This window comes from Apilactobacillus apinorum (assembly GCF_001281175.1).
Classification (GTDB): Bacteria; Bacillota; Bacilli; order Lactobacillales; family Lactobacillaceae; genus Apilactobacillus; species Apilactobacillus apinorum.
The window spans coordinates 105151-129791 of the sequence record NZ_KQ440395.1; the positions used below are offsets into that span (position 1 = coordinate 105151).

At 34.2% G+C, this 24641-nt stretch carries 26 protein-coding genes and 1 CRISPR repeat array; of the genes, 16 read left to right on the plus strand and 10 right to left on the minus strand.

Annotation, left to right across the window (positions count from 1 at the left end; all coding sequences use genetic code 11):
• Position 1: 1 nt before the first annotated feature.
• Positions 2–830: direct repeats of the CRISPR family, unit length 36 nt; unit sequence GTTTTAGAAGTATGTTGAATCAATGAGGTTTAGTAC.
• Between the two features lie 24 nt (positions 831–854).
• Positions 855–1520: an endonuclease/exonuclease/phosphatase family protein gene (locus RZ74_RS00455; RefSeq protein ID WP_053949502.1), complete on the plus strand. Its 666-nt coding sequence runs from the start codon at positions 855–857 to the stop codon at positions 1518–1520.
• A 74-nt stretch (positions 1521–1594) separates the two neighbouring features.
• On the opposite strand, the gene RZ74_RS00460 is transcribed toward RZ74_RS00455, so the two are convergent.
• Positions 1595–3256, minus strand: a complete 1662-nt coding sequence (locus RZ74_RS00460) for an alpha-keto acid decarboxylase family protein (protein ID WP_237756904.1) — start codon at positions 3254–3256, stop codon at positions 1595–1597.
• 169 nt (positions 3257–3425) lie between these two features.
• Between RZ74_RS00460 and RZ74_RS00465 the strand changes: the two genes are divergently transcribed.
• From RZ74_RS00465 to RZ74_RS00485, 4 genes are all read left to right on the plus strand, one after another.
• Positions 3426–3782 carry a MarR family transcriptional regulator gene (locus RZ74_RS00465; RefSeq protein WP_053949503.1) on the plus strand — a complete coding sequence of 119 codons (357 nt, stop codon included), beginning with the start codon at positions 3426–3428 and terminating at the stop codon, positions 3780–3782.
• A gap of 363 nt (positions 3783–4145) precedes the next feature.
• On the plus strand, positions 4146–4373 hold the full coding sequence (locus RZ74_RS00475) for a hypothetical protein (RefSeq protein ID WP_053949505.1): 228 nt from the start codon (positions 4146–4148) through the stop codon (positions 4371–4373).
• 169 nt (positions 4374–4542) lie between these two features.
• Entirely contained in the window at positions 4543–4914 is a 372-nt protein-coding gene (locus RZ74_RS07040; RefSeq protein ID WP_053949506.1) for a helix-turn-helix domain-containing protein, read from the plus strand.
• On the plus strand, positions 4884–5291 hold the full coding sequence (locus RZ74_RS00485) for a hypothetical protein (protein WP_053949507.1): 408 nt from the start codon (positions 4884–4886) through the stop codon (positions 5289–5291). The genes RZ74_RS07040 and RZ74_RS00485 overlap by 31 nt, the downstream gene beginning before the upstream one ends.
• Positions 5292–5359: 68 nt before the next feature.
• Here RZ74_RS00485 and RZ74_RS00490 read toward each other — a convergent pair whose 3' ends face one another.
• The gene (locus RZ74_RS00490) at positions 5360–5545 is read right to left on the minus strand and encodes a hypothetical protein (RefSeq protein WP_053949508.1); all 186 of its coding nucleotides are present in this window, start codon (positions 5543–5545) and stop codon (positions 5360–5362) included.
• A gap of 113 nt (positions 5546–5658) precedes the next feature.
• On the minus strand, positions 5659–6234 hold the full coding sequence (locus RZ74_RS00495; RefSeq protein WP_083437114.1) for a GNAT family N-acetyltransferase: 576 nt from the start codon (positions 6232–6234) through the stop codon (positions 5659–5661).
• A 636-nt stretch (positions 6235–6870) separates the two neighbouring features.
• Here RZ74_RS00495 and RZ74_RS00500 point away from each other — a divergent pair.
• On the plus strand, positions 6871–10245 hold the full coding sequence (locus tag RZ74_RS00500; RefSeq protein WP_053949510.1) for a mucin-binding protein: 3375 nt from the start codon (positions 6871–6873) through the stop codon (positions 10243–10245).
• A 128-nt stretch (positions 10246–10373) separates the two neighbouring features.
• On the plus strand, positions 10374–10940 hold the full coding sequence (locus tag RZ74_RS00505) for a TetR/AcrR family transcriptional regulator (RefSeq protein ID WP_053949511.1): 567 nt from the start codon (positions 10374–10376) through the stop codon (positions 10938–10940).
• 12 nt (positions 10941–10952) lie between these two features.
• On the opposite strand, the gene RZ74_RS00510 is transcribed toward RZ74_RS00505, so the two are convergent.
• The gene (locus tag RZ74_RS00510; protein ID WP_053949512.1) at positions 10953–11357 is read right to left on the minus strand and encodes a MerR family transcriptional regulator; all 405 of its coding nucleotides are present in this window, start codon (positions 11355–11357) and stop codon (positions 10953–10955) included.
• Between the two features lie 81 nt (positions 11358–11438).
• On the opposite strand from RZ74_RS00510, the gene RZ74_RS00515 reads away from it, so the two are divergent.
• Positions 11439–12767 carry an MFS transporter gene (locus RZ74_RS00515; protein ID WP_053949513.1) on the plus strand — a complete coding sequence of 443 codons (1329 nt, stop codon included), beginning with the start codon at positions 11439–11441 and terminating at the stop codon, positions 12765–12767.
• Positions 12768–12823: 56 nt separating this feature from the next.
• On the opposite strand, the gene RZ74_RS00520 is transcribed toward RZ74_RS00515, so the two are convergent.
• A complete protein-coding gene (locus RZ74_RS00520) occupies positions 12824–13387 on the minus strand; it encodes an NAD(P)H-dependent oxidoreductase (RefSeq protein ID WP_053949514.1) in 564 nt (187 codons plus the stop codon).
• A gap of 83 nt (positions 13388–13470) precedes the next feature.
• Positions 13471–13647 carry a hypothetical protein gene (locus RZ74_RS06935; RefSeq protein WP_187291383.1) on the minus strand — a complete coding sequence of 59 codons (177 nt, stop codon included), beginning with the start codon at positions 13645–13647 and terminating at the stop codon, positions 13471–13473.
• A gap of 268 nt (positions 13648–13915) precedes the next feature.
• Here RZ74_RS06935 and RZ74_RS00525 point away from each other — a divergent pair, with 268 nt between their 5' ends.
• From RZ74_RS00525 to RZ74_RS00555, 7 genes are all read left to right on the plus strand, one after another.
• Positions 13916–14995, plus strand: coding sequence for an ABC transporter substrate-binding protein (locus RZ74_RS00525; RefSeq protein ID WP_053949515.1), 1080 nt, complete (start codon positions 13916–13918; stop codon positions 14993–14995).
• A gap of 12 nt (positions 14996–15007) precedes the next feature.
• Positions 15008–15835: an ABC transporter permease gene (locus RZ74_RS00530; RefSeq protein WP_053949516.1), complete on the plus strand. Its 828-nt coding sequence runs from the start codon at positions 15008–15010 to the stop codon at positions 15833–15835.
• Complete coding sequence (locus RZ74_RS00535) at positions 15835–16647, plus strand: ABC transporter permease (RefSeq protein ID WP_053949517.1); 813 nt, start codon at positions 15835–15837, stop codon at positions 16645–16647. Before RZ74_RS00530 ends, RZ74_RS00535 begins: the two co-directional genes overlap by 1 nt.
• Before the next feature lie 5 nt (positions 16648–16652).
• On the plus strand, positions 16653–17684 hold the full coding sequence (locus RZ74_RS00540; RefSeq protein WP_053949907.1) for an ABC transporter ATP-binding protein: 1032 nt from the start codon (positions 16653–16655) through the stop codon (positions 17682–17684).
• A gap of 97 nt (positions 17685–17781) precedes the next feature.
• The gene (locus RZ74_RS00545; RefSeq protein WP_053949518.1) at positions 17782–17979 is read left to right on the plus strand and encodes a CsbD family protein; all 198 of its coding nucleotides are present in this window, start codon (positions 17782–17784) and stop codon (positions 17977–17979) included.
• Positions 17980–18037: 58 nt separating this feature from the next.
• The gene (locus RZ74_RS00550) at positions 18038–18547 is read left to right on the plus strand and encodes a helix-turn-helix domain-containing protein (protein ID WP_053949908.1); all 510 of its coding nucleotides are present in this window, start codon (positions 18038–18040) and stop codon (positions 18545–18547) included.
• On the plus strand, positions 18511–19413 hold the full coding sequence (locus RZ74_RS00555; protein ID WP_083437117.1) for an IS3 family transposase: 903 nt from the start codon (positions 18511–18513) through the stop codon (positions 19411–19413). The genes RZ74_RS00550 and RZ74_RS00555 overlap by 37 nt, the downstream gene beginning before the upstream one ends.
• Positions 19414–19552: 139 nt before the next feature.
• Here RZ74_RS00555 and RZ74_RS06940 read toward each other — a convergent pair whose 3' ends face one another.
• The 4 genes from RZ74_RS06940 to scrK all read right to left on the minus strand — a co-directional run bounded on the left by RZ74_RS06940 (position 19553) and on the right by scrK (position 22978).
• On the minus strand, positions 19553–19705 hold the full coding sequence (locus RZ74_RS06940; RefSeq protein ID WP_187291384.1) for a hypothetical protein: 153 nt from the start codon (positions 19703–19705) through the stop codon (positions 19553–19555).
• Between the two features lie 93 nt (positions 19706–19798).
• Entirely contained in the window at positions 19799–20689 is an 891-nt protein-coding gene (locus RZ74_RS00560) for an ROK family protein (RefSeq protein WP_053949520.1), read from the minus strand.
• Between the two features lie 19 nt (positions 20690–20708).
• Complete coding sequence (locus RZ74_RS00565; RefSeq protein ID WP_053949521.1) at positions 20709–22064, minus strand: glucose-6-phosphate isomerase; 1356 nt, start codon at positions 22062–22064, stop codon at positions 20709–20711.
• A gap of 17 nt (positions 22065–22081) precedes the next feature.
• Positions 22082–22978, minus strand: a complete 897-nt coding sequence (gene scrK, locus RZ74_RS00570) for a fructokinase ScrK (RefSeq protein WP_053949522.1) — start codon at positions 22976–22978, stop codon at positions 22082–22084.
• Positions 22979–23234: 256 nt separating this feature from the next.
• On the opposite strand from scrK, the gene RZ74_RS00575 reads away from it, so the two are divergent.
• Positions 23235–24641 (plus strand): sucrose-6-phosphate hydrolase, encoded by a 1407-nt coding sequence (locus tag RZ74_RS00575; RefSeq protein WP_053949523.1) that lies wholly within the window; start codon positions 23235–23237, stop codon positions 24639–24641.

A 24641-nucleotide genomic window follows, 5' to 3' on the forward strand; every position in this document is an offset into this window, starting at 1 on the left:
AGTTTTAGAAGTATGTTGAATCAATGAGGTTTAGTACATGGATATCCACTGTTTTCTATGTATTGCTGTTTTAGAAGTATGTTGAATCAATGAGGTTTAGTACATTCGTATAAGTAATGATGCAATCTTTTTAGTTTTAGAAGTATGTTGAATCAATGAGGTTTAGTACAATTCAAATTAATACCAGTTATGATCGTCCGTTTTAGAAGTATGTTGAATCAATGAGGTTTAGTACACATTCTTAAAAGAAAACTATATTCAACATGTTTTAGAAGTATGTTGAATCAATGAGGTTTAGTACATCAATAAAGATAACATCATATTTGCTTTTGTTTTAGAAGTATGTTGAATCAATGAGGTTTAGTACCCTAACCAATCAATCAACGTCGGCGAGATGGTTTTAGAAGTATGTTGAATCAATGAGGTTTAGTACTCAACTTGGTTTCAGCTGGCAGAATGCTCTGTTTTAGAAGTATGTTGAATCAATGAGGTTTAGTACTTAAACCTTTAGAGTCAGTTGTTATTGACAGTTTTAGAAGTATGTTGAATCAATGAGGTTTAGTACGTAGTAATCCTGATCATTAAAATCGGACATGTTTTAGAAGTATGTTGAATCAATGAGGTTTAGTACCCATCTTTGCTCGTTCTTCACCTTTTTTAAGTTTTAGAAGTATGTTGAATCAATGAGGTTTAGTACGGTACAAATTGATGGACTTCAACTAACCCGGTTTTAGAAGTATGTTGAATCAATGAGGTTTAGTACAATTGTTTAATTATGCTTTTGGATCCTTTGAGTTTTAGAAGTATGTTGAATCAATGAGGTTTAGTAGATAATTTGAATAGGTTGTGTGTTTATGAAAATATGTTATTGGAATTGTAATGGTGCTTTTAGAAAAAAATATAAACAGATTATTAAAGAAGAAGCAGATTTATATATCATATCCGAGGTAGAAGATATTGATAAAATTGATTTTCTTGATGACGTAAATCATAAACTATATCGTAGAATTGATGGGGACCAAAAAGGGATATTGTTTTTTACATTTTTGGATGAAGAGATTATTCCGATTGAAAATAATAACTATGGAATTCGTTATATCATTCCGGTGATGTTTTTAAGCCATAAAATATATGGAGTTTGGATGAAAGGTGGATATATTGAAGATTTGTATACATATTGTGCTGTAAACATTAAGCACCTTTCCAATGCCATTATTATGGGAGATTTTAATAGTAATGTGATATGGGATAAGAAACATGGTGATCGAAATCATACACGATTTGACTTTATGATGAAACAAATTGGTATACATAGTGCCTATCATCAACAAGAAGCCAAACAATTAGGGGAAGAAACAGATTATACCTTTTATATGTATAGAAAGCCTGATAAAGGTTATTATATAGACTATGCATATGTACCTGTGAATATGGTTTATCATTTTTCTATATCAGATAATACATTACTTGATTATTCTGATCATATGATTATCACATTGAGTGTGGATACAGATTCATAATCTCTGGATTTTATTAAATAAAAAACACCTCTCAGCATCCAATACAGATGCTGAAAGGTGTTTTATTTTAGTACTTATTTATTTTGGTTTGCGAAAACAATCGCTGTCTTTGCAAGTTGTTCTGGAACGTCTTGCATGTCCATATTAACTTGAATTAATACGAATTTATCAGTTTCAACTTTGGCTTTTTCAATGGCATCGATTAGTTCTTTTTCGGTTGATGCCTCAATGAAATCGTATTGGTCATCACTAGCGCCAAATGCGTTAGGCATAGCACCATAGTTTAATCCTGGAACGTCATTGTAACTTTCATGCATCCCATGAATAACTCTTTCTACAGTGTATCCAGTGTTATCGATTACAAACATAACGGGATGTAATTGTTCACGGAAAGCAAGACCGAATTCTTGAATGGTTAATTGTAATGATCCTTCACCGGTAGATAGAACTACTCGACGATTTTTATCAGCAATTTGGTTTCCTAATGCAGCTGGGAAAGCGTAACCAATGGAACCCCAAAGTGGTTGACCAAAGAATTTAGCGCCTTTAGTAAGTTTTTGGCTAGCTAAACCAAAGAAAGAAGTTCCTTGTTCAGCTACAAGCGTGTTATTTTCATTTAAGTAATTAGCAATGGCTTGATCATAAAAACTTTGTGTTAACTTGGCATCTGAAGGGTTTAATGAATTGTTGCTATCATTTGCTTTTACGGCTGGTAATGATAAATCTAAAGTAGTGTTAGACAATTCTTCCATAACGGATGCGAAATGATAATCTCCGTCGACTGCTTTGCCATAAATGCTGGCGCCATCATAACTAATTGCGATTGTATTATTTTCTGCAAATTGTTGAGTGAATCCACCGGTAACGGAATCAGTAAGTTTGGCACCTACCAGAATAACTGTATCTGCATTTTCTACGTATGCGTTAATCGTTTCGTCTGAAATTTCACCGTTGTAAGTACCCACGAAATTGGCAAAGCTTTCGTCAATATTACCTTTTCCTAAACCTAAGTCTAGGACTGGGATGTTGTTTTGGGCAGAAAAGTTTTTGATGTCTTCAAAAAGATTAAAACGATCTACTTCATGACCCATAATGATTACAGGATTATGACTATTATTAATTGCATCTTTTATTTCATGGAACGCTTTTTCTACATTATGACTAGCTGGTATAAATAGATCAGCAATCTTATCTTTTAATGATGGATTTACTTCCATTTCTACTAAGTTAGTTGGTAAAATAAGGTATGCAGGTTTTTTACTTTCGTAAATGTATTTGGCGATATCATTAATTTGGTTAACGGCATCATCTTTGTTTAAACGAGCTGATTTAATGCCTAGTTGACGATGTGCATTTTCAAAACGATTGAAGTCATGATCACCAAAAGTATGGTGGACTAAAGCGCCGTTGTTTTGTACCTCATTAGTAGGGGCACCGACAATTTCCAATACGGGAACATGTTCAGCGATGCTGCCGGCAAGACCGTTAATGGCGCTTAATTCACCGACACCAAAGGTGGTAACGAAAGTAGCAAAACCTTTTTCTCTAGCATATCCATCGGCCATGTATGAAGCATTTAATTCATTGGCATTTCCTGTCCATTTTAAATCTTGTCGATGAGTGATATGATCTAGGAATTGAAGATTATAATCCCCAGGGACACCAAAGATATCATTAGCACCCATATACTTAACGACATCTAATAAATAATCTGATAATTTGTAACTGTTTGACACTGTAAAAACTTCCTTTCAATTTATGTCAATCACGTTGACATATTAATTGAAAATATTATAAATCCACTAAAATAAAATGTCAACATAGTTGACATAAAAAGAAGGTAATTTTATCAATTCTAAGGAAAAACTATCCACTATATTCTTTGCATATCAACGTTTTGCGTCGATGATTGATTTAAAAAATTATGATATAAATCAAACGCAACATAGAATAATTTACTCAATTTCGGAATTAGATATTGCCAGTATGGGTAATATTCTACGATTGCTTAATATTTCTAGACAGGCTTTGAATGTTAATGTTCGCGATTTAATGAGTCGTAATTTAATTGAAGAAGTTAGTTCGGATAAAGATAAACGAATTAAAACCCTTCATTTGACTACAGAAGGTAATAAACTTAATGATCAAATTAATGCTGAGCAAATGCAAAAAATCGAAACATTATTTACTAATGTCGATAATGATTGGGAAAAAGCAATGCAGCAATTGGCTAATGAGTATATAAAAGGCTTTGATAAATAGTCATTTTGAATGATTAATGCTTAAAAAATAAAAAGTACACGTAAAGTGTACTTTTTTTGTTTATAAAATTAGATAAGTTGTATAATTGTATTAGATTATAAAAAGAAGATGATATACATGAAATTTGGCGTTAGAAAACCCAGTTGGAAAAAATCTTTCTCTGCACGGACCAGAGGACGTGCAGTCCGATCATTAAAACGTGCCGTTAACCCTTATTATGGTAAGAAGGGAATGGGGTGGATTAATAATCCTCATAAAGCTTTATATAATAAAGTCTATCATAAGACTTCATTTAAATTATTTAAATGGTATTAAAATCATCCAATGTAAAATAGAAAATACATAAGAAATGGGGTAGCTTAAATGAAAAACACAGCTAAAAAGCATAAATTTTTTTCATATTTACGAGAAATCATTATTATGGTTTCTTTTTTCGTGTCCATTAATCTATTTGCTTATATCTACGCTTTTAATCAAAAATCGATTTTAAAAATTGTTCTGGCTTCTTTTGTATTAATAATGACGTTAGTTTTGGTTGCTATACACTATTCAATTGAAGGAAAAGATATATCTTCATTTTTTGAAGATTAGTTTTAAGCTCTCCAAAAATTGGGTATCTTATATACAAGATTGAATTAAAAGAAAGAAGGAATGTTGATTTATCAACATTCCTTCTTATTTTTTTATAATTTGTTGCAAGAAAATAGTCGTTGTTTAAATTAATTATTGAGATTATCATGATTTTAAAGAATTAATGGAGATGATAAAAATTAGTACATTCAATTGGGAAAGAAAACCGGCATTAAGAAATAATTTAGATAAGATAATGAAAGAAAGGCATTTAAGCAATTCATACTTATCGAAATTATCTGGAGTGTCTAGGAGTACCATTTATAGAATTAGAATGAATCCATATAACAAAACAACGATGGTGGTTAAAAATAAATTATGTTCTGCATTACATCTGAAAATGAATGAATTTGATAAAAGGGTTGATCATCTTTATATGATTCTCGAAAAAATAAACAAAGCTTCCTTTAGTAAAAAAACATTATTGAGTTCCAAAAGATTTTATTCACTAATACACATGGATATTTTCAAATGGATCCATATAATGAAAATTCATGTTTAAACATTAGGATGAAATGGAAAAGAAAGAATAAGTTTAGTGGAAATATTAGAATTACTACTGAAGAAGATGAAATAGTTTTTAAAGTTATTGATTTTGATTTTACTTTTTTTGAAAGTAAGTTAGTAGATTCTATTATTAGGAGTTTTGAAATATATGCTTTTTATATAGGTGTTAAATATATAATTTTTTCACCTGGTGTTTTATATAATACTTATGAACTTGTTCATGAGCCAATTAGAGCTCTTATTGAAAAAGACTATGTTTATTATCGTGGGAGTCTAAAAAATGCTGTGCTAATTACTGAAGACAATATATATTCAAGATTCATAAATAAAGTTGATAGAATATATGGATTCGCAAAATTTATTACTTATTAATGGATGTAAATTACGTTAATTATCAAAAAAGAAATCTTCTCTTCAAAAAAGGACTAAATCCTCTCGAGTTAGTCCTTTTTTTCTTTCTTAAAATTAACGTCATAAAAGATGGTGAATAGGTTAAACAAAATCATTAAATAGGACACTAAACGTGCAATTGGATCGTTCACGTATACGTTTTGAAGCCAAACGGCTAATCCTAAAAATGCTAACCAGACAACAGCATCTAAAATTAGGGCGTAATTTATTTTCATAGTTCGTCTCCCCACTGATAAATCGAATTTAATGGTAGAGTAAATACTATTTTTCATTTTTTTGTAAAATAATTAAAAGACGGTCATATCAACATTTTAGATTGTCTTAATTACTAGCGATAATCAGCCTTTAGGTCAGATCTTCTGGAATAAATGACAAAATCATGGTCATAGTCGCCGATTTTACGCACGACGGGAATTTCCGCTTTCAATACAAAATGACATCTTTTTGCGACGTTACGACTAGCCTGATTATTGGGACGGGATAATAATTTAATTTCGTTTAAACCGAGTCGATGAAAACTATAATTGCAAAATTCATCTACGCAGGCCTGCATTAGACCGCGGTGTTGAAAATTAACACTTAACCAATAACCGATTTCGGCAGTTCGCGTCGATAAATTAATATTGTGTAAATCTATCATCCCCACAATCCGTTCATTTACCATTATCGTACATACCATTTCTTTTTGTTGCTGATACCGTATCTGGGCATACTCGATAAAGGCAGTTTCGTCTTCCATTGTCTTCATCGAATTCACCCATGGAAACCATGGTCTTAAGATTGCTTCGTTAGCCTGAACTAAATCGAATACTTCGGCCGCCATAGACATATCAATTAAACTAATTTTGATATTGTCATCTTGATGCTTAAACTGAGTAATTACATTCATCATAAGAACCTCCATAATCGTTTGTCCTTATTATATGCTTATCCCGAACCTTTTAATATATTTTAATCTTTACTCATTTTTTACCGTAATTTTATCGGAAATTTACATTGGCTACCTATAATTAAAAATGTTCCAATATAAGCATCCTTTAACTTACTTAATCAATTTTTTCTTGGCTTTCTCATGGTGGGGCGCTAAGGTTATCATCCTTTACCGATGGTGATAAATAGTCTTCGTTCACAGTAAAAGCTAAAAGCAGCCTGCATCATATGATGAGCATCCCAAAGATTGGGACTTACTTTCGTATGTTATGCTAGACTGTTTTTTTATGTTTTTAATCGATATTTATTGATGATTCACACATAAGGATTTTGAAAGATTAATGCTTTGAGAATTTATAATTGGAGTTTTATATATATATTTAGTTATTATTTTTTTAATAAAAAATTAATAAATAAACTTATTGTCACTTGAAATGCAAAAATATCCTATATTGTTTCTAAATAAAATCGTAAAGTGACAAAAAGTATAGATAATAATTTATGGCAAAATGAGCTGCAATTGAAAAGTGTCAATTCTATTGTATTATTAAATTGTGAAGTATAACTATACCACGAGAGTAATGAATTTATATTGGTGGTGATTAATTTGATGTACAATAAGAAAAATGTTCAAAAAAATTATGATAAGAAAATTTTACGAAAAGCTAAGAAAAATTGGGTAATAATATCTGTAGCAAGTTTTGCATTTATTGGGGTAGCTACTGTTTTTCAATTTAGTGCAATTAGCGCAAGTGCTAATGCTAATGACAATGTTGTTACTAAGGTAAATAATAACCAACAACAAGAAACAGGTGTTAGCACCCAGCAAGAATATGCAGACTATACAAGATATATAGGTTATCAGGAATCATATAGTAACTTAAGCACAAGTGGTAAGACTTTATCACCACAAAAAATTGATTCGGTTCATTATATTAGAACGAAAGTAATGAATGCATCCAATAATCTAATTGGTTATTCATCAAATGGGACTAATGATGTGGATATTAGTTTAAATGATCCTCAAAATGGATGGAGACCAAGGGATGGAAGCGACGGGTTGCTCCCAGATGTTGATTCTCCAAGCATTCAAGGATATGGGAATCCAAGTATAAGTAGAGTAAATAGTACATTTACACCAGGAAGTGGTTTCACAGATACCACAAATGATCAAAACGTATCTATTACTAATGGAGATACTGGTCAAAAGAATGCAATTGAATATGTTAAAGTTTTCTATGATAATCCTTCAGCACAGTATAGGGTTAAAACCCAGTACTCTAACCTTACAAGGCAAATTGATTTCGTAGAAAATAGTAACCAGTCAACGAGCGGAACCCATATTTTTCCCACAATGTATGACAGTATTAGTTGGATAAGAAATATTGTTTTGGATAAAAATGGAGATATTATTGGATATTCTTCGTCTAATAATACTGATATGGATATACCTAAAGATGATTCTGATCAAGGATGGAGATTGAAATCAGGGTCGGCACTTACAATACCTGACGTATACTCACCAAGTGATAATCTTGAAGAAAAAGGTTATGCATCTCCTGATTTATCTGTTGTTCATAGTACTTATTCGCCAGAGAACGGATTCACTAATCTCAATAACTCAGCAGATGTTGCAATTTATGATGGTAAAGATAGTAACGGAAACGTAATTCAAAAAAATGCGTATGAATTAGTTACTGTGAAATATGATAATAATAGAACTAGTCAAACAGATTATAGTAATTTAACAAGACAAATTGATTATGTTAATAGAAATGACTTTATTGACGATGGAACACCATTTCCAGCAGGTTATCATATTTATCCAACTAGAAAAGATACAGTAAACTATGTAAGAACAAGAGTATACGATGTTAACGGTAAACTGATTGGGTATTCATCAACTGATGTAAGTAGCAATGTTGACATTTCACTAAATGATCCATCTCAAGGATGGCATGTTTCGTCGAACTCTCCACAAAAAATTATTCCAGATGTTGTTAGTCCGACTGTAGATGGATATATAGATCCAAGTTCTTCGTCATACTCCAGTAACTATAATCCAGGTAGTGGTTTCAGTAATCCTTCTAATAAGCCCAATGTTATAATTAATGGTAATCCGGCAAATACCTATGAATACGTAAAAGTGGTTTATGGTAGAGATATAAACGTTATAACAATTAATTCTAAAACATTAACTAGAAATGTAAGATATGTTGATGAAAAAGGAAAAGAAATTTATCCAAGGACTACTGAAAAGGTTAACTACAAGAGAGCTGAAATTTATTCAAATGATGGAAAAACATTGTTAGGATATGCTTCTAATTTAAATGGTTCAAAAACACCTGATATAAGTACAAATAGTGATTCCCAAGGATGGATTGTGCAAGATAGTAATTTGAAAAATCATAGTGTAAAAGATTTAACATCACTGGGTTATGTAAATCCTAATAGAAACGAAATAACTAGTAATTATACCGCAGCTTATGGTTTTTACAATCCTAATAATGATAGCAATATCAATATTTATAATGATAATAATGACGAAGATATTGTTGTTATATATAATCACAAGGTGGACACAGTTACACCAGATAATCCAGGCCTACCGGGACAACCCATCAACCCAGATAATCCAAACGGACCAAAGTGGCCAAATGGCACAGACAAGGACAGTTTGAGTAAGACAGTTAATCAAACCATCAACTATGTTGATGGCAATGGAAAGAGTGTCCATGACGCAAGTCATGATCAAGTAAGGTTTGGTAGAACGGCGATGGTTGATGAAGTAACTGGCGAAGTAACCTACGGTGATTGGGATAGAGATAGCGGAACTTTTAGTACAAAGTTATCACCAGAAGTAACAGGATATGTTATAAGGGATTCTAGCCAAAAGACAATCCCAGCGGTAACAGTAAATCCAATCTCAAGTGATATTAACGAAACAGTTATTTATGACAAGGTAGGATCACTAGTGCCAGTGGATACCATAGGTAATCCAATTGACAATGGCAGCCATGACACTAGTTATCCCAATGACCCTAACGATACGGGTAAAGTAACTAACCCGGTCATTCCAAGTATTCCAGGAAAGACACCGGTAGATAAGGATGGTAATCCATTAACCCCCGGTAGTACTTACCCAATTGATGGCACTAAACCAACTGAAGATACTAAGATAACTTACGTAAATAATAACCAAAAAGCGAAGGTAAGTTACATCGACAGTACAACTGGAAAGACACTAGAAAGTGTATACTTGAGTGGCCAACCACAAAGTATTTCTGACTATCGCACTACAGATACAATTAGGAAGTACACTGATCAAGGATACAAACTATTAAGTGATAACTACCCTGTAAGTGGAGTTAAGTTCAATAGTGATAATAAGGAACAAGACTTCACTGTTATATTGGAACACAAGGTAGATAAAGTAATACCGGATAATCCGGGTACACTGGGACAACCAATCAAACCAGATAAAGAAGGTTTTAGTAAGACAATTACTAGAAAGATTAATTATGTAGATCAAAATGGTAATAAAATTCATCATTCTACAATTCAAACTGTAACGTTTAGTAGAACCGTGACAGTTAATGAAGTAACTGGTAAAGTTATTTATGGTAATTGGACAAGTAAAGAAAGTTCATGGAAATCATTTAATACACCATTAGTATCAGGATACAAATTGGTTAATAGAAAACAATCTACTATTAAATCAGTTAATTTGAATCCGGATAGTATTGATGAAAATATAACTGTTGTGTATAAAAAAGATAAACACAAAAATAGTTCTTCAATATCATCAGTTAAGCATAAGATAAATTATCAAAATAGTAATTCATTTATAAATAGTCATAACAAAAGTGATAGAAAGCTTCCACAAACGGGAGTATCTGACGAAAATAACATTCGTATATTAGGATTATTTTTAACAATTTCCTCATTAGTTCTTAGTTTGTTTGGAATTCGAAGAAAGAGATAGTTGTTAATTATCGGTCAATAAATAAATCCGCTTCATTTGATTTACATTAATCAAATGAGACGGATTTTATTTGTACTTTGTGTACAATTAATATTATTATGTACGTATACAGAAAGGTAGATATTTATATGGAGATACGCAATAAATCAAAAAAGAAAATAGTGGATACCTTTATAAACATGACAGTAAATAATGACATTAATGATATCGGAATAGATGATATTGTTAAAAATAGTGGTGTTTCAAGAGGTACTTTTTATAACCATTTTAAAAGCAAAAACGATATAATAGTTTTTATTGAACAATTGATGTGTAGGTCTATTGATAATTCATTTCAAGATATAGAAGACGATAATCGTAATTATATGGAAATTATGACTGATCGAATATTGCCTTTAGTTTATGAAAATAGGGGATATACAAAAGTTTTGTATAACTATTATCAACCTGTATTTTTTGATTTTCTTATAAAAAGATACTCAAAATATTTTATTAAGTATTTTGATAATTATGATGAAAAGGTTTTAAATCTATCAAAAGACTTTGCTGTACAATTTTTCTTCAGAATGATGCTTAATGCAATGTTATTATGGATTTCTCAGCCAATACCATCTGAACCTGAAGAATTTAAGTACTCGTTTGAAAAAATTATTAATTCGTCAGTTTCAGACGTTTGTGGAGTATCTATAAGATAAAAAGAACGACTTTTATAGTCGTTCTTTTTTATTTGCTTTCATATTTCTTAATTCATCTTCTACTTTTAACATATGGGTGTCAAAGTTTTCGATTTTACGTTCTAAATGATCAATGGCTTTTTGCATCATATCACGTTTTTCTTCCATGATGCGTTTTTGTTCTACTAATAATGCCAATTGTTGGTCTTCACTATTTTCAACATTATCAAACAGATTGATATATTGTTTTAAAGTGCTGATTTCCATTCCAGCGTCGCGCATTTTTTTCGCGAAACTAATTCGTTTAATGGCGTGATCATCAAAGTCACGCACACCTGAATCATTCCTATCGACTGCAGGGATGATATGTTCCTTTTCGTAATATCGAATGGTAGATGCTGGAACATCAGTAATTTGACTTGCTTCTTTAATGTTCAAAATTTATCACCTCAATGTCTTGCCTTAAAGTTCGCTTTAAGGAATATGATTACTTTATCATATTTTCAGGAGGAAGCAAGTATGAAATATAAGTTTGGTATTATTCTACCAATTATTTTAATTAGCAATTTTTTAATTTTATTGGATAACTCCGTAGTTTTTACGAGTACCGTTAAAATTGCGGCTGACTTACACATGACTACCCAAAGTATCACATGGATTACAAACATTTATGCATTGGTATTCGGTAGCCTACTATTATTAGGTGGACGTTTAGGTGATTTATATGGTCGTAAACGTATTTTTTTAAGCGGACTTGTAATTTTTACGCTCTGTTCTTTATTAGTAGGGTTGGCGCCTAATGGTGCCTTTATTATCGTAATGCGAGGATTACAAGGGATTGGTTCTGCCATTCTAGCACCCACTTCTTTAGCGTTATTATTAGATAATTATGTAGGAGCTAAACGAGAAAAGGCCATTTCTTATTATGGTGTCACCGCAGGACTAGGCGCTAGTATTGGATTGATTATTGGTGGCTTGGTCACCACATTTGCTTCATGGCGTTTAGGCTTTTTAATCAATGTGCCGTTAGGAATTTTATTGATAATCCTAACCATCTTTGCGGTTCCCCATAAGTCGGCACAAACACGACTAAAATTAGACTATGCGGGTTCGGTTTTATCAGTTCTTATGATTTTATCATTAGTTAATGGGATTAATGGAGCTCAACACCGCCTCATGTTCATGGCTTTATTTGTGCTTTTACTAGTATTATTTTTAGTGCGCGAAGTTAAAATTAGCAATCCTATTATGCCGCTGGCCATATTTAAAGATCCAGAACGCTATTCGGCCTATGTTGCTCGTTTTTGCTATATTGGAGCCATGATTTCCTTTTTCTTTTTAGTTCCCCAAGTTCTCCAAAATTTCTATGGGTTCACACCTTTATTAGCTGCTTTTGGTTTTATGCCAGAAACGGTTCCCCAATTCTTATTTGGGTTACTGCAGTCCAAACTAGCTAATCGGTATCGAAATGAAAATATTTTACTGGTGGGGACCGTTATTTCTTTCATCGGGGTTTTGTTACTATTCGGATTAGACTTACATTATGGGTATTGGATTTCGATTGCGCTACCTATGGTAGTGATTGGGATCGGCCAAGGCTTCTCATTTGGACCCCTAACAGTATCAGGAGTGGCCAATACTCCGCCAGAATTGGGAGGATCCACATCTAGCGCAGTAAATGTTTTTTCTCAACTAGGGAGCTCCATTGTTTTATCAGTGATAGTCAGTTTAACCGCCGGGTTAACTAATGCGCTAACTGCTTATCATTATCAGACATTATTAATGACCATTTTTATTATTGTTCCTATTTTAATGGCGCTTAATATCAAACGTATTCATCATAAATAAATGGCTACAAAAAAGCTGCGCAACGGCGCAGCTTTTTTATTTGAAATCATCGGGGGTTATTTTAGACTATTTGCACACTTTTGCATATATGCTTGTCGGCGTTTTAGCGTATCTACTTTGGCTTCCATGTTCCCTAAGTCAAAGCAAGCAGTAGTTTTAATTCCACAAAAACCCAATACTAAATATTTCCAGCGAAATAACGTGTTACCCCACATTTTGTAGAAAAAAGCAGGGCCATGGCTGGTGGTAAAGATACTTGCAGTCTTGTTAGTTAAGAGCTTTTGGTTTTTGCCATTGGGATTGTAAGTGTAAGCGAAATGTGGCGTTAGTACTCGATCGATAAATCCTTTTAAAATGGCAGGCTCACTTGACCACCAAATCGGAAAGAAGAACGCGATATGATCAGCATCCTGGATTAGTTGTTGTGCATGTTGGGGAAACCTTTCGTCTGACATATGTTGGCGGTATCCATACCTTAAAATCGGATTGAATTCATTTTGACTCAAATCTACTAATTCAGTGTCATAACCTAAATCTTTTGCGTGTTGTAGATAATTTAACGCATTCGCACGTGTGAAGGATTCTGCATCTGGATGCCCTTGAATGACTAAAATTTTCATTTCCTTAACCTCTTAATATAGTTGATTTTGTCATTATTATACACTCAAATAAAAACGCTGCGCATTTGCGCAACGTTTTTTTATTATTTTGGATGTTTATGACGGTCCTTAATCCATAGGAACACAGTCACGAATAACGCAATAATTAGGATTAAATGAAAGATGCGGCCAGCATCACTACTAGTCAGCGCATTATTACTAATTAAAATGATATTAATCAATAATACAATGGCCACTAATAAATTATATGGATTTTTCACGGAATGAACTCCTTTTAATTGATATTTACATTTTATCATGATGTATAATTACTGTCCTTATTTTATGTAATGAAGCTGAATGACCGTCAATAGTAAAACAAACGGGATAATTAGTCATTTTATATAAAGTTAGTATCGATCGAAGCGCTTAAAATTTACGATAACTTTACACTAATCAATCAATAACTTTACAAAGAGTTGCTAATATAAAAAGTGTTAAGAAGTCATTATCTATCATGGCGTTAAAAATTAGAGGAGTTGATTTGAAATGATGAAGCAAAAATTACTGACGATAATCTCGGGAGCAATACTAGCGTTTACTTTGGCGGGCTGTTCTAGTTCTGATCAGGGGAAAGTTACATCTAACAATGAACAAACCATTATTAAAAATGCGAAAAAAGAAGGTTCCATTATTTCGATTGGAATGCCTGACACTTGGGCTAATTGGGGAGAGACTTGGCAAGATTTAACCAAGCAATATGGGTTAAAGCATTCGGATACTGATATGAGTAGTGCTGAAGAAGTACAAAAGTTTAAATCCGCTGGAACCAGTTCATCGGCACCAGATATTGGAGACATTGGGCTTAACGTTGCTCCCACAGCAGTCAAACAAAATCTTGTAGTGCCATATAAGACGAAGTATTGGAAAGATATTCCCGCTTGGGCTAAAGATAAAGACGGTAAATATGCGGCCGTCTATCAAGGATCAATCGCTTTTATTACTGATACGAAAAACGTCAGTGCATCTCAAGCACCTAAGTCATGGAAAGATTTATTAAGTGGTAAATATAAAGTGGCGATTGGTGATGTTTCACAAGATTCTCAAGCACAATATGCGGTCTTAGCGGCGGCTTTTGCTCACGGTGGTAGTGAATCTAATTTAAAACCTGGACTGGATTACTTTAAAAAATTACAAAAACAAAATCGTTTATCATCAGTTGAAACGGTGATTCAAAATTTCCAAAAGGGTGAAATTCAAGTGGGAGTAGTATGGGACTTTAATGCGCTAAACTATGCCCACCAAATTGACTCTAAACGTTATAAGATTACTATTCCTACAGACGGAACTGTTACTTCAGGCTACACTGAAATTTTAAATAAAAATGCGCCCCATCCATATGCAGCCAAATTAGCGCATCTATATACTTTATCAGATCAAGGGCAAATTAATTTAGCAAAGGGCTATGCGCGTCCAATCCGTTCTAATGTCAAATTACCTAAGGCAGTTGCGGATAAGTTATTGCCAGCAAGTGATTATAAGAAAGTTTTCCACGTAGCCAATAATAATGTTTGGAATCAAGAAACTGTTAAATTAGGTCAAGCTTGGCAATCAGAAGTTTTAAACTAACGAGGTGCGTTTATGAAAAATAAGCTTAAGATTTATTTGCCATTTAGTTTGTTGATATTGTTGATTTTGGTTATGCCGTTAATAGTAATGGTCTTAGCAAGTTTTCAATCAATAAATCATCCGGGGTTTAATTTGGATAACTATCGACAAATCATTAGTAATGGTTATTATCATAATGCGTTCATCAACAGTTTTAAAATCGCAATCTATTCATCTGTAATTTCGATGGTAGTCGCGATCATTGGAGCATGGGCATTGACTCAATTAGCGGATTCAACTAAAAACATATTAATTACCATTTTTAATATGTCATCTAGTTTTGCGGGGGTACCATTATCATTTTCCTTAATCATTTTGTTTGGAAATGCAGGAATGTTTAAAGCGATTACAACGGCATTGCATCTGAATGATACCTTTAACGTCTATTCATTATCGGGCTTAGTGACCGCTTATACTTTCTTTGAAATTCCTTTAGGCATCATGTTTTTATTTCCGGTGTTTAATGGCATTGATAATGAATGGCATCAAGCATCTAATGTTTTGGGAGCTTCGAAAAACTTTTACATCCGTAATGTCGTACTTCCGTTTATTTTACCTAACCTAGTCCAAGTTTTGATTTTGTTGTTTGCTAATGCGATGGGAGCATATGAAACGGCTTATGCGTTAACTAGTAACACGGTCGTTTCGGTTCCTACATTGATTGGCTACTGTATTAATGGTGAAATTAATCCTAATATTCCACTTGCCTGTGCTTTTGCCACAATTTTTGCGCTAATTATGTGGGTAATGGTTACAGTCGGTAACTTAGTGATTAAACGACATAAGGGAGGCATCCGTTAATGCGAATTAATAAAAGTAAAATATTTGCCCGCTTGGTTATTATCTTGATCTTACTTTATTTAGTGGCCCCCGTTTTGGCAACTGTAGTGTATTCATTTTCAACAACATGGGTGAAAACTATTTTGCCAGAAGGATTGACCTTTCAATGGTATCAACAAATTCTAACTAATCAAGATTTTATGCTATCTGTTTTACGGTCACTTTTTCTAGCAATTATGACCACGTTAGTCAGTATGATTATTTTTCTACCAGTGATTTTTTATGTCAATGTCTATAATTCTAAGATGAAAAAGCATCTTAAAATCATTACGGTATTACCTTACACGATTCCCGGGATTATTTTAGTTACAGGTTTAATGGAACTTTACCAAAATATACCGATTCCCAAAGTTATCGTTTTGATTTTAGCAATTACGTTCATTAGTTTGCCATTGTCATATCAAACGTTGGATAACACTTTTGTTGCGCATGATTATAAGGCGATGTTTGAACAAGCAATGTTGCTAGGGGATGGCCCGATAAAATCATTTATAAAGGTAATTCTGCCTAATATTAAATCTAGTATTTTCATTTCTATGTTGTTAACCTTTGCGACGGCGTTTGGAGAATATGTGATTACTAATTTGTTATTAGGTGGAAATTTTGAAACTTTAAAAATTTATATGTATATATTAATGCAAGGAAATGGGCAAGCTAGCAGTGTCTTAACCACGATTTACTTTGTTTTGCTAGTAGTTATTTCAGCAGTGTTGATCTTTATTATGCGTCATTATAATCATCATACTAATAAGGACTGGAAGAAAGGATTGTGATAAAAATGCCAAATCAATTTCTACAAATACAAGACTTATCTATAAGTTTCGACAAAAGCGCGGTCATTAAAGATATGAACTTTAATATTCAAAAAGGTAGTCTTACAACGTTCCTCGGTCCCAGTGGCAGTGGGAAGACTACCGTTTTACGCGCTATTGCCGGGTTAAATACTCAAATAGGAGGCAAAATTTTATTAGATGGCCAAGATATTCATAATGTAGCGGCTAATAAACGTAATATTGGGATGGTTTTTCAATCGTATGCACTATTTCCTAATTTAACCGTTTTTGAAAATATTGCGTATGGATTAAAGGTCCGGAAGTTACCTAAAGCAGAAATTCGAGAAGCAGTGCAAGCCATGTTAGCCACGGTTGCATTATCCGATAAAGCGGATGCATATCCAGCTGATTTATCTGGAGGACAAAAGCAGCGAGTGGCTATTGCTCGTGCAATGGTGTTAAAACCTAAATTGCTGTTACTAGATGAACCGCTAAGTGCCCTAGATGCTAAAATTAGGGTGAATCTTCGAGAACAAATTCGGTTGTATCAACAAAAATTTGGCATTACGATGATTTTTGTGACCCATGATCAAGCTGAAGCAATGGCGATTTCAGATGATATTGTTATCATTAATGATGGTAAGGTGCAACAACAAGGCGCGCCAATCGAGATTTATAATAATCCAGCTAATCACTTCATTGCTAACTTTATCGGTAATAGTAATATTTTGTCGGGAGATCAATTGTTACAGTCGGGGCTTTCTAATCTGGATGCCAATGATATTGATACTGATACTAGCTATATTATTCGTCCGGAAGTCTTCAATATTGGTAAAGAATATCCATCCGATTACCATATTCCAGGACAAGTTGTTTCTAGTTCAGTATTAGGGGACAGAATTGAATATGATGTTTCAGTGAATGACCAGTTGTCCTTTAAAGTGGAAAGTCTTAACCATAATAATCAATTGCTAGCGGGTAGTTGGATTGATCTAGCGATTAATCAATGTGATATTAAGCAAGTGGGGGTTAATTAACAAATCTTAGTAAAAACTTTACCTTCATTCACCTTCAAATGATTTATGATAGGGCTAGATAATTAAATTTATCTAATCTAAACATTGAGGTGATATTATGAGTTTGGAAAACGAAAAAGATAAAGTGGTCGGAAAGGCTACTGAATTGAAAGGTAAAGTAACTGGTAACAAGTTTGATGAACTAAAAGGGAAGGCACAAAACTTCTTTGGCAAGGCCAAAGACAGTTTTGATGAAGCCCGCCGTAAGTCAGAAGCTCGTCGTAGTGAACGTGAACAAAAAGATGCAGATAAATAAAAAGACGCCGATGGTGCACTGCACCCCAAAGTTTGTACAAAACTTTGGGGTGTTTTTTGTGTCTAAATATAAAGTACAAGTTAAATTAAACGTAATTAACGCATACCTAAACGGTATGGGATCACAAATGGTAGCTAGAAAGTTTGGAATCAAAAGTAGAAATACTGTTTTATGTTGGGTTAAGAGTTACCAAAAACATGGACTAAATGGTCTGAAAAAAAGAAAGAATATAATCGAATACTCTACTAAAGAGAAACAATATATATTAAACTGGATGAAAACGACTAAATCATCTTATCCAGAGGTAGCTTATCATTTTAATATTCCTTCTCCATCAACTATCTGGACTTGGGAAAAACGACTAGAGCAAAAAGGTATTGATGGTTTATTGTCCCGAAGGGAAAGAAAATCCGTGACAAAAAAGAAAACTAATAAAATCAATTCAAACAACACTAATACCGATAAAGAAAAATTGAAGAAACTTGAAGAAGAAAACTTAATGTTGAAAATAGAGAACGATTTCTTAAAAAAATTGAGGGCCTTAGACGACGAAGAAGACCAGAAGTAATTATTAAAATAATCGACGAACTAAGGCTGAAATACCACACTACTAAAACATTAATACTAAAGGCATTGAGGATATCTAGAAGTACCTATTATTACATTAGATCAATCCAAAATAATCCTGATAAGCACGCTGGAATCACTAAAATTATCCAGGACATTAAAGATAAAAATAAATCCTACGGATATAGAAGAGTGTGCTTAGAATTAACTAATCGTGGATATTGTGTTAATCATAAACTAGTATTAAAGATAATGAAAAAGAATAATTTACTATCTTCATCATATTCAAGAAAAACACGTAAATATAATTCCTATCGTGGTCAAATTGGAGAACTTAAATCAAATCAATTAAATCGAAGATTTAATACTGACAGACCATATCAAAAGCTCTGTACTGATATCAGTGAATTCAGATATGGAAATTGTGATATGAATCATCGTGTTTACCTTTCACCTATTATGGATTTATTTTCTGGTGAAGTAATATCCTATAATATTAGCAGCCATCCAAACATGAACTGTGTTATGAAACCTTTAAAAGAAGTTATTTCATTAGTTAAAGATTTACCATACAGAACGACTATTCATAGTGATCAGGGAGCTCAGTATCAAAGCCATATCTGGCAAAAAGAGCTTAAGAAGAATAAGATATTTCAAAGCATGTCCCGTAAGGGAAATTGTATAGATAACTCACCAATGGAATCTTTTTTTCATATTATGAAAGCTGAAATTATGGACTGTCATTATGACTTTAAAGAAGATTTGATTTCTTCAATGAAAATATGGATTGATTATTACAATAATCATCGTATTAAAACAAAACTAGGCGGAAAGTCACCGGTTCAATACCGGAAACTTTCCGCCTAGGAAAAAATATAATAATGTACAACTTTTGGGGTGCACATCATGGGCGTCTTTTTTGTTATCTCACTTCTCGTGATTAGAATTATTGTTTAGCTAAGGCTAAGCTATTGATAATCACTAACTTGTCTTCATCGCAACTTGGTTATTTTTGATTATTATGACGATCCCTAACCCATAGGACAGCGGTTGCTAATAATGCGATAATCAAGATTAAATGAAATAAACGTCCGACGTTGCTACTAGTTAGATTGTCATCACTAATTAAAACGATGTTAACTAATAAGACACCGACCATTGATATGTTGTACTTATTTCTAATTGGATTACTCCTTTGAATTGATAATTATATTTTATCACACAAAAAAGACGCTGAAATGCGTCTTTTTTGTTATCTCACTTCTTGTGAGTAAAATTGTTGTTTAGCTAAAGCTAAGTTACCGATAATCGCTAACTTGTCTTCATCGCAACTAGGAAGGGTGATGTATTGATCAACATCGCCGACATTCAAGTAGTTGTTTAATAATTGCTTGAACTGTTCCTTTACCTTTTGAAGTTCGATTTCATTGACGATACTACCACCTAATATGATTTTTTGTGGTCTTACGAAAACGGTGGTTTGTACTAAAGATTGAGCAATATAGTAAGCCACGATATCCCAGATAGGATTAAACATGGAAATTTCTTCAGGTTTTTGACCCATGCGAGCTTCAATAGCTGGTGTTGACACCAATCCTTCTAAGCAGTCGCTTTGGTATGGGCAGACTCCGGGAAAGTCCATATCATCTACGTGACGTTGCGGAATAATATGTCCAATTTCTGGACTACCCATGGTTCCAACAAATTTTCCATCATTGACGATACCAACTCCGACTCCATCACTGATGGTGATGTATGAAAGTGCCAAGATGGGATCGTCTTGTAAAATGGATTGGATGTATTCACCATAAGCGCGACTGTTAACATCAGTGGTAAATGAAATCGGAATTTTAAAGTGATGACGTAATGTGCCTAATAGGTTCACATTTTGCCAATTTTCTCTTGAAGATTCCTTAATGTAGCCATATTGTGATGAATAAGTTCTAAGTTCCAATGGTCCAAATGAGGAAACACCAATGGCAGCTAAGTCGTCAAAACCATCGAAGTAATCAATGACTTTTTTCAAAGTTACAGCGGGGGTGGATAAATCAATTGTGATACGGTCTAAGATGTTACATTTACCGTCACCGACAGCACACACCATTTGGTTGTGATCTGTGGTGCAGAGACTTCCTAATAACATGTTATCGCCTCTTTACTTTTTAGTGAAATTCTTTTTGATCTTGTTCTTGAATGGATTGACGTAATTCTTCGTATCCAGGCTTACCTAATAGTGCAAACATGTTTTGTTTGTAGTCTTCGACACCGGGTTGATTAAATGGATTAATTCCATTTAGATATCCCGAAGTTGCAATCGCAAATTCAAAGAAGTAAATCAAGTAACCAAGTGTCTCAGCAGAATTATCTTCAATTTGAATTAACATGTTAGGAACGCCACCATTAGTATGAGCTAAGACTACGGCTTCACGAGCAGTTTTATTAACCGCATCCATAGAAGTTTGTTCAAGGTATTGGAGGCCATCTAGGTTCTCATCTAATGTGGGGATACCTAAGTTTGAAGCCGGTTGTTTGATTTCCACTACGGTTTCCATCAAGTTTCGCATGCCTTCTTGAATGTATTGACCTAATGAATGAAGGTCGGTACTAAAGATAGCTGAGCTAGGGTAGATGCCTTTGTGGTCTTTACCTTCACTTTCGCCAGCTAATTGTTTCCACCATTCAGCTAGGAAACGAAGATGGGGTTCATAGCTTTCTAAGATTTCGTTGGTATAGCCTTTCCGGTACAAAATATTACGGTAGGCAGCATATAATAACGCATCGTTATCTTCTACATCCGCTGCTTTTAATTCACGTTGGGCTTCGGCAGCACCACCCATTAAAGCATCAATGTCGATTCCAGAAGCGGCAATAGGTAATAATCCCACAGGGGTTAAAACGGAGTAACGACCGCCGACTCCGTCGGGAATTACGAAACTAGTAAACCCTTTATCGACAGCTTCAGAGTGTAGAGCTCCTTTTTGCGCATCTGTAGTAACGTAGGTTCTACGGTTGGCTTCGGCTTCACCGTATTTTTCGATTAACTTTTCACGGAAAATTCGAAAAGCCATCGCTGGTTCCGTTGTGGTTCCCGACTTAGAAATGACGTTAATTGAGAAGTCACGATCACCAATAGTTCGAATTAAATCAGCGGTATAAGTAGGACTAATGGTATTGCCGGCGAAGAAGATTTGCGGATGCTTTTCAGTGCCTTCGAGGTTGAAAAAGCTGCCATGTAGAAAATCTAAAGCCATTTTAGCGCCAAGGTATGAACCGCCGATTCCAATCACAATGAGGACATCAGAATCATCTTGAATTTGACGAGCAGCGTCTTTAATACGGTCGAATTCAACATGGTCATAGTCCGTAGGTAGATTAATCCAATCACCCATATGGGCCTCTACCCCAGTGCCTTTTACTAATAGGTCACGAGCGGTAGTTACCATTGGGGCGATTTCAGTTAGTTCATTGGTGGCCACGAATTTTTGTAGACCTAAAGTATCTAATTGAACTCTTTTCATAATTAATCCTCCATCAATTAATCGATTTTAACGATGTTTTCTTTGTAGTATTGACGTGAAGCAAGGGCAAAGTTACCGATCGTAGCAGAACCGTTATCTTCACATGCAGGCATGGTGATGTAGTAATCTAAATCACCAACGTTGACATAATCTTTAAACATTTCTTTGAATTGAGCGCGGACTTTTTCTACCACTGTTTCAGAGATAACGCCTCCACCTAAAATAACCTTTTGTGGTCTGATAAATAGGGTAGCTTGCATTACGGCTTGCGCAATGTAATTAGCGACAATATCCCATACTGGATCGTCCATTGCCACATCTTTACCTTTTTTACCACAACGGATATCAAAAGTAGGACCAGCGGCTAAGCCTTCCAAACAACTGTGGTGATATGGACATAATCCTTCGAAATCTAGGTCCTTAGGATGGCGTTTTAGATAAGTATGTCCGGCTTCAGGATGTCCTAATGAACCAATGAATGAGCCTTCATTAATAATTCCGGCACCCACACCAGTTCCAAAAGTGTAGTAAACCAAAGTTTGTAATGGGTTATGGTTGCGAATCGATGTAATGTATTCACCATAGGCAGAACCATTAACATCAGTAGTCCAAAAGATAGGAATATCAAAAGCGGCTTTCATAGTTCCTAAGAAATTAGTGTTAGACCAGTTAGGTTTAGGGGTATCAGTAATGTATCCATATTTAGGTGAATCGGTTCTGACTTCGATAGGGCCAAATGAGGCGATGCTCATGGCAGTTAAATCATCGAATTTTTGGAAGTATTCAACACATTTTTTCAGTGTTTCATCAGGAGTAGTAGTGGGAATTCTTACGCTATCTAAAATTTCATAGTTTTCGTTACCAACAGCGCAGACGAATTTAGTTCCACCTGCTTCAATGCTTGCAAATTTCATAATGTAAATCTCCTTTGGGTTTGATCTAAGGAGGCGCTTACATTGTCTCCTTATCCATAATTATGGACTCGAATTCGATAAATACAAGCTAAAAATATTTAAAAATTAGTTAAGATATTATAAAAAAATTGTTATTGCCATCTAACATGTTAGGATGGAGTTATTAAATTTTTATAAAACTTATAAAAACGATTTTTAAAAGGTAATAAACCTGATAAAATGTAGCCAATTATAGTTAGAATCGAGGTATATAACCATGGATAAAAATTATTGGACATTAGATCGATTAGGACGATTATATAAAGATTGGGATCCCCAAGTATTGACGGATTTATCTGCACAAGTTGCTAAATCCAAATGGCGTCCGGGTTACCATATTACGACTAAGACCGGCTTGTTAAATGACCCCAATGGATTTTCATATTTTAATGGGCAATGGCATTTATTTAATCAAGCTTTTCCCTATGGTGCTGTGCACGGCTTAAAGAGTTGGCAACATAATGTTTCGGATGATTTAATACATTGGCGTGTGGTGGATAAACCAATGGTGCCGGATATTTATTCTGATCGCAATGGTTGCTATTCTGGTAGTGCGATTAATGTTGATGATAAATTATTTATTATGTATACCGGTAATACGTTTGAAGGCAGTGAATTTACGCGTCATCCTTATCAAGATGGTGCTTGGATGGATGCTGATAATAATATTGAAAAATTAGCAGAACCATTAATTGCCGATTCTCCCTCAGGAGTAACGGGGCATTTCAGAGATCCGCAAATTATTAAGCATGATGATTATTACTATGCTTTTATTGGCGCGCAAACCGTGGATAATACCGGTGAGATTCTAACTTATCGTAGTCGTCAAGTAGATTCCGGATGGGAATTATATAAGAAGTTAGACTTAGGAACTGATAATTTAGGCTATATGGCTGAGTGTCCCAATGTTGGTTTTGTCGATGGAAAAGTAGTGGTTATTTTTTGTCCTCAAGGTGCGGACAAGGCAGCTTTTCATTATGATAATGTCCACCCTAATGCCTATATCATCGCTGATGAATTAGATTTCTCTGCCATGAAACTGGTAAATCCTTCACCTATGCAACAACTCGATGAAGGGTTTGATTATTATGCCACACAACTGTTAAATGCTCCTGATGGTCGCTTGCTATCAGTGGGCTGGATTGGATTACCAGATACGGAATATTTATCGGATCAAGACGGTTGGGAAGGTGAACTTTCGATGGTTCGTGAATTACACATATCCAATGGCAGTTTAGTACAATCACCAGTGAATGAATTAGAGACCATTATTGATGACACGCCAGCTACAGCTAATGATTTACAGCGACTAATAACGGCTGCACCATTGGCTAGTCAGTTTAGCTTGTACTTGGATTCAACCGATAGTTATTTGCATCTGGCTTATGATGAATCTGACCGGCAATGGACGTTGGTTCGTAAGAACGTAGGCGAAGAAGCAGTCACTAGAAGCTTTCAAGGCGATCCATCGTCATTGTCAATTTACTTAGATAATTCCGTGTTCGAGATTTTTATTAACGGTGGTAAAGTCACCATGACAGGACAATTTTTCCATGATGGAAAATCCATTCAGGTGTCAACGACATCTATGGACATTAAACAAAAGAAAATTCAAAACATGTAA

Excerpts from the sequence above, each read along its gene's own strand:
- RZ74_RS00475 (WP_053949505.1), top strand. The coding sequence starts at position 4,146 with ATGAAAAACACAGCTAAAAAGCATAAATTTTTTTCATATTTACGAGAA.
- RZ74_RS00540 (WP_053949907.1), top strand. The coding sequence starts at position 16,653 with ATGCCAAATCAATTTCTACAAATACAAGACTTATCTATAAGTTTCGAC.
- RZ74_RS00530 (WP_053949516.1), top strand. The coding sequence starts at position 15,008 with ATGAAAAATAAGCTTAAGATTTATTTGCCATTTAGTTTGTTGATATTG.
- RZ74_RS00525 (WP_053949515.1), top strand. The coding sequence starts at position 13,916 with ATGATGAAGCAAAAATTACTGACGATAATCTCGGGAGCAATACTAGCG.
- RZ74_RS07040 (WP_053949506.1), top strand. The coding sequence starts at position 4,543 with ATGATAAAAATTAGTACATTCAATTGGGAAAGAAAACCGGCATTAAGA.
- RZ74_RS00560 (WP_053949520.1), bottom strand. The coding sequence starts at position 20,689 with ATGTTATTAGGAAGTCTCTGCACCACAGATCACAACCAAATGGTGTGT.
- scrK (WP_053949522.1), bottom strand. The coding sequence starts at position 22,978 with ATGAAATTTGCAAGCATTGAAGCAGGTGGAACTAAATTCGTCTGCGCT.
- RZ74_RS06940 (WP_187291384.1), bottom strand. The coding sequence starts at position 19,705 with ATGGTCGGTGTCTTATTAGTTAACATCGTTTTAATTAGTGATGACAAT.
- RZ74_RS00490 (WP_053949508.1), bottom strand. The coding sequence starts at position 5,545 with ATGAAAATAAATTACGCCCTAATTTTAGATGCTGTTGTCTGGTTAGCA.
- RZ74_RS00495 (WP_083437114.1), bottom strand. The coding sequence starts at position 6,234 with ATGGAGGTTCTTATGATGAATGTAATTACTCAGTTTAAGCATCAAGAT.
- RZ74_RS00520 (WP_053949514.1), bottom strand. The coding sequence starts at position 13,387 with ATGAAAATTTTAGTCATTCAAGGGCATCCAGATGCAGAATCCTTCACA.
- RZ74_RS00575 (WP_053949523.1), top strand. The coding sequence starts at position 23,235 with ATGGATAAAAATTATTGGACATTAGATCGATTAGGACGATTATATAAA.
- RZ74_RS00485 (WP_053949507.1), top strand. The coding sequence starts at position 4,884 with ATGGATCCATATAATGAAAATTCATGTTTAAACATTAGGATGAAATGG.
- RZ74_RS00565 (WP_053949521.1), bottom strand. The coding sequence starts at position 22,064 with ATGAAAAGAGTTCAATTAGATACTTTAGGTCTACAAAAATTCGTGGCC.
- RZ74_RS00535 (WP_053949517.1), top strand. The coding sequence starts at position 15,835 with ATGCGAATTAATAAAAGTAAAATATTTGCCCGCTTGGTTATTATCTTG.
- RZ74_RS00465 (WP_053949503.1), top strand. The coding sequence starts at position 3,426 with ATGATTGATTTAAAAAATTATGATATAAATCAAACGCAACATAGAATA.
- RZ74_RS00545 (WP_053949518.1), top strand. The coding sequence starts at position 17,782 with ATGAGTTTGGAAAACGAAAAAGATAAAGTGGTCGGAAAGGCTACTGAA.
- RZ74_RS00515 (WP_053949513.1), top strand. The coding sequence starts at position 11,439 with ATGAAATATAAGTTTGGTATTATTCTACCAATTATTTTAATTAGCAAT.
- RZ74_RS00500 (WP_053949510.1), top strand. The coding sequence starts at position 6,871 with ATGTACAATAAGAAAAATGTTCAAAAAAATTATGATAAGAAAATTTTA.
- RZ74_RS00505 (WP_053949511.1), top strand. The coding sequence starts at position 10,374 with ATGGAGATACGCAATAAATCAAAAAAGAAAATAGTGGATACCTTTATA.
- RZ74_RS00455 (WP_053949502.1), top strand. The coding sequence starts at position 855 with ATGAAAATATGTTATTGGAATTGTAATGGTGCTTTTAGAAAAAAATAT.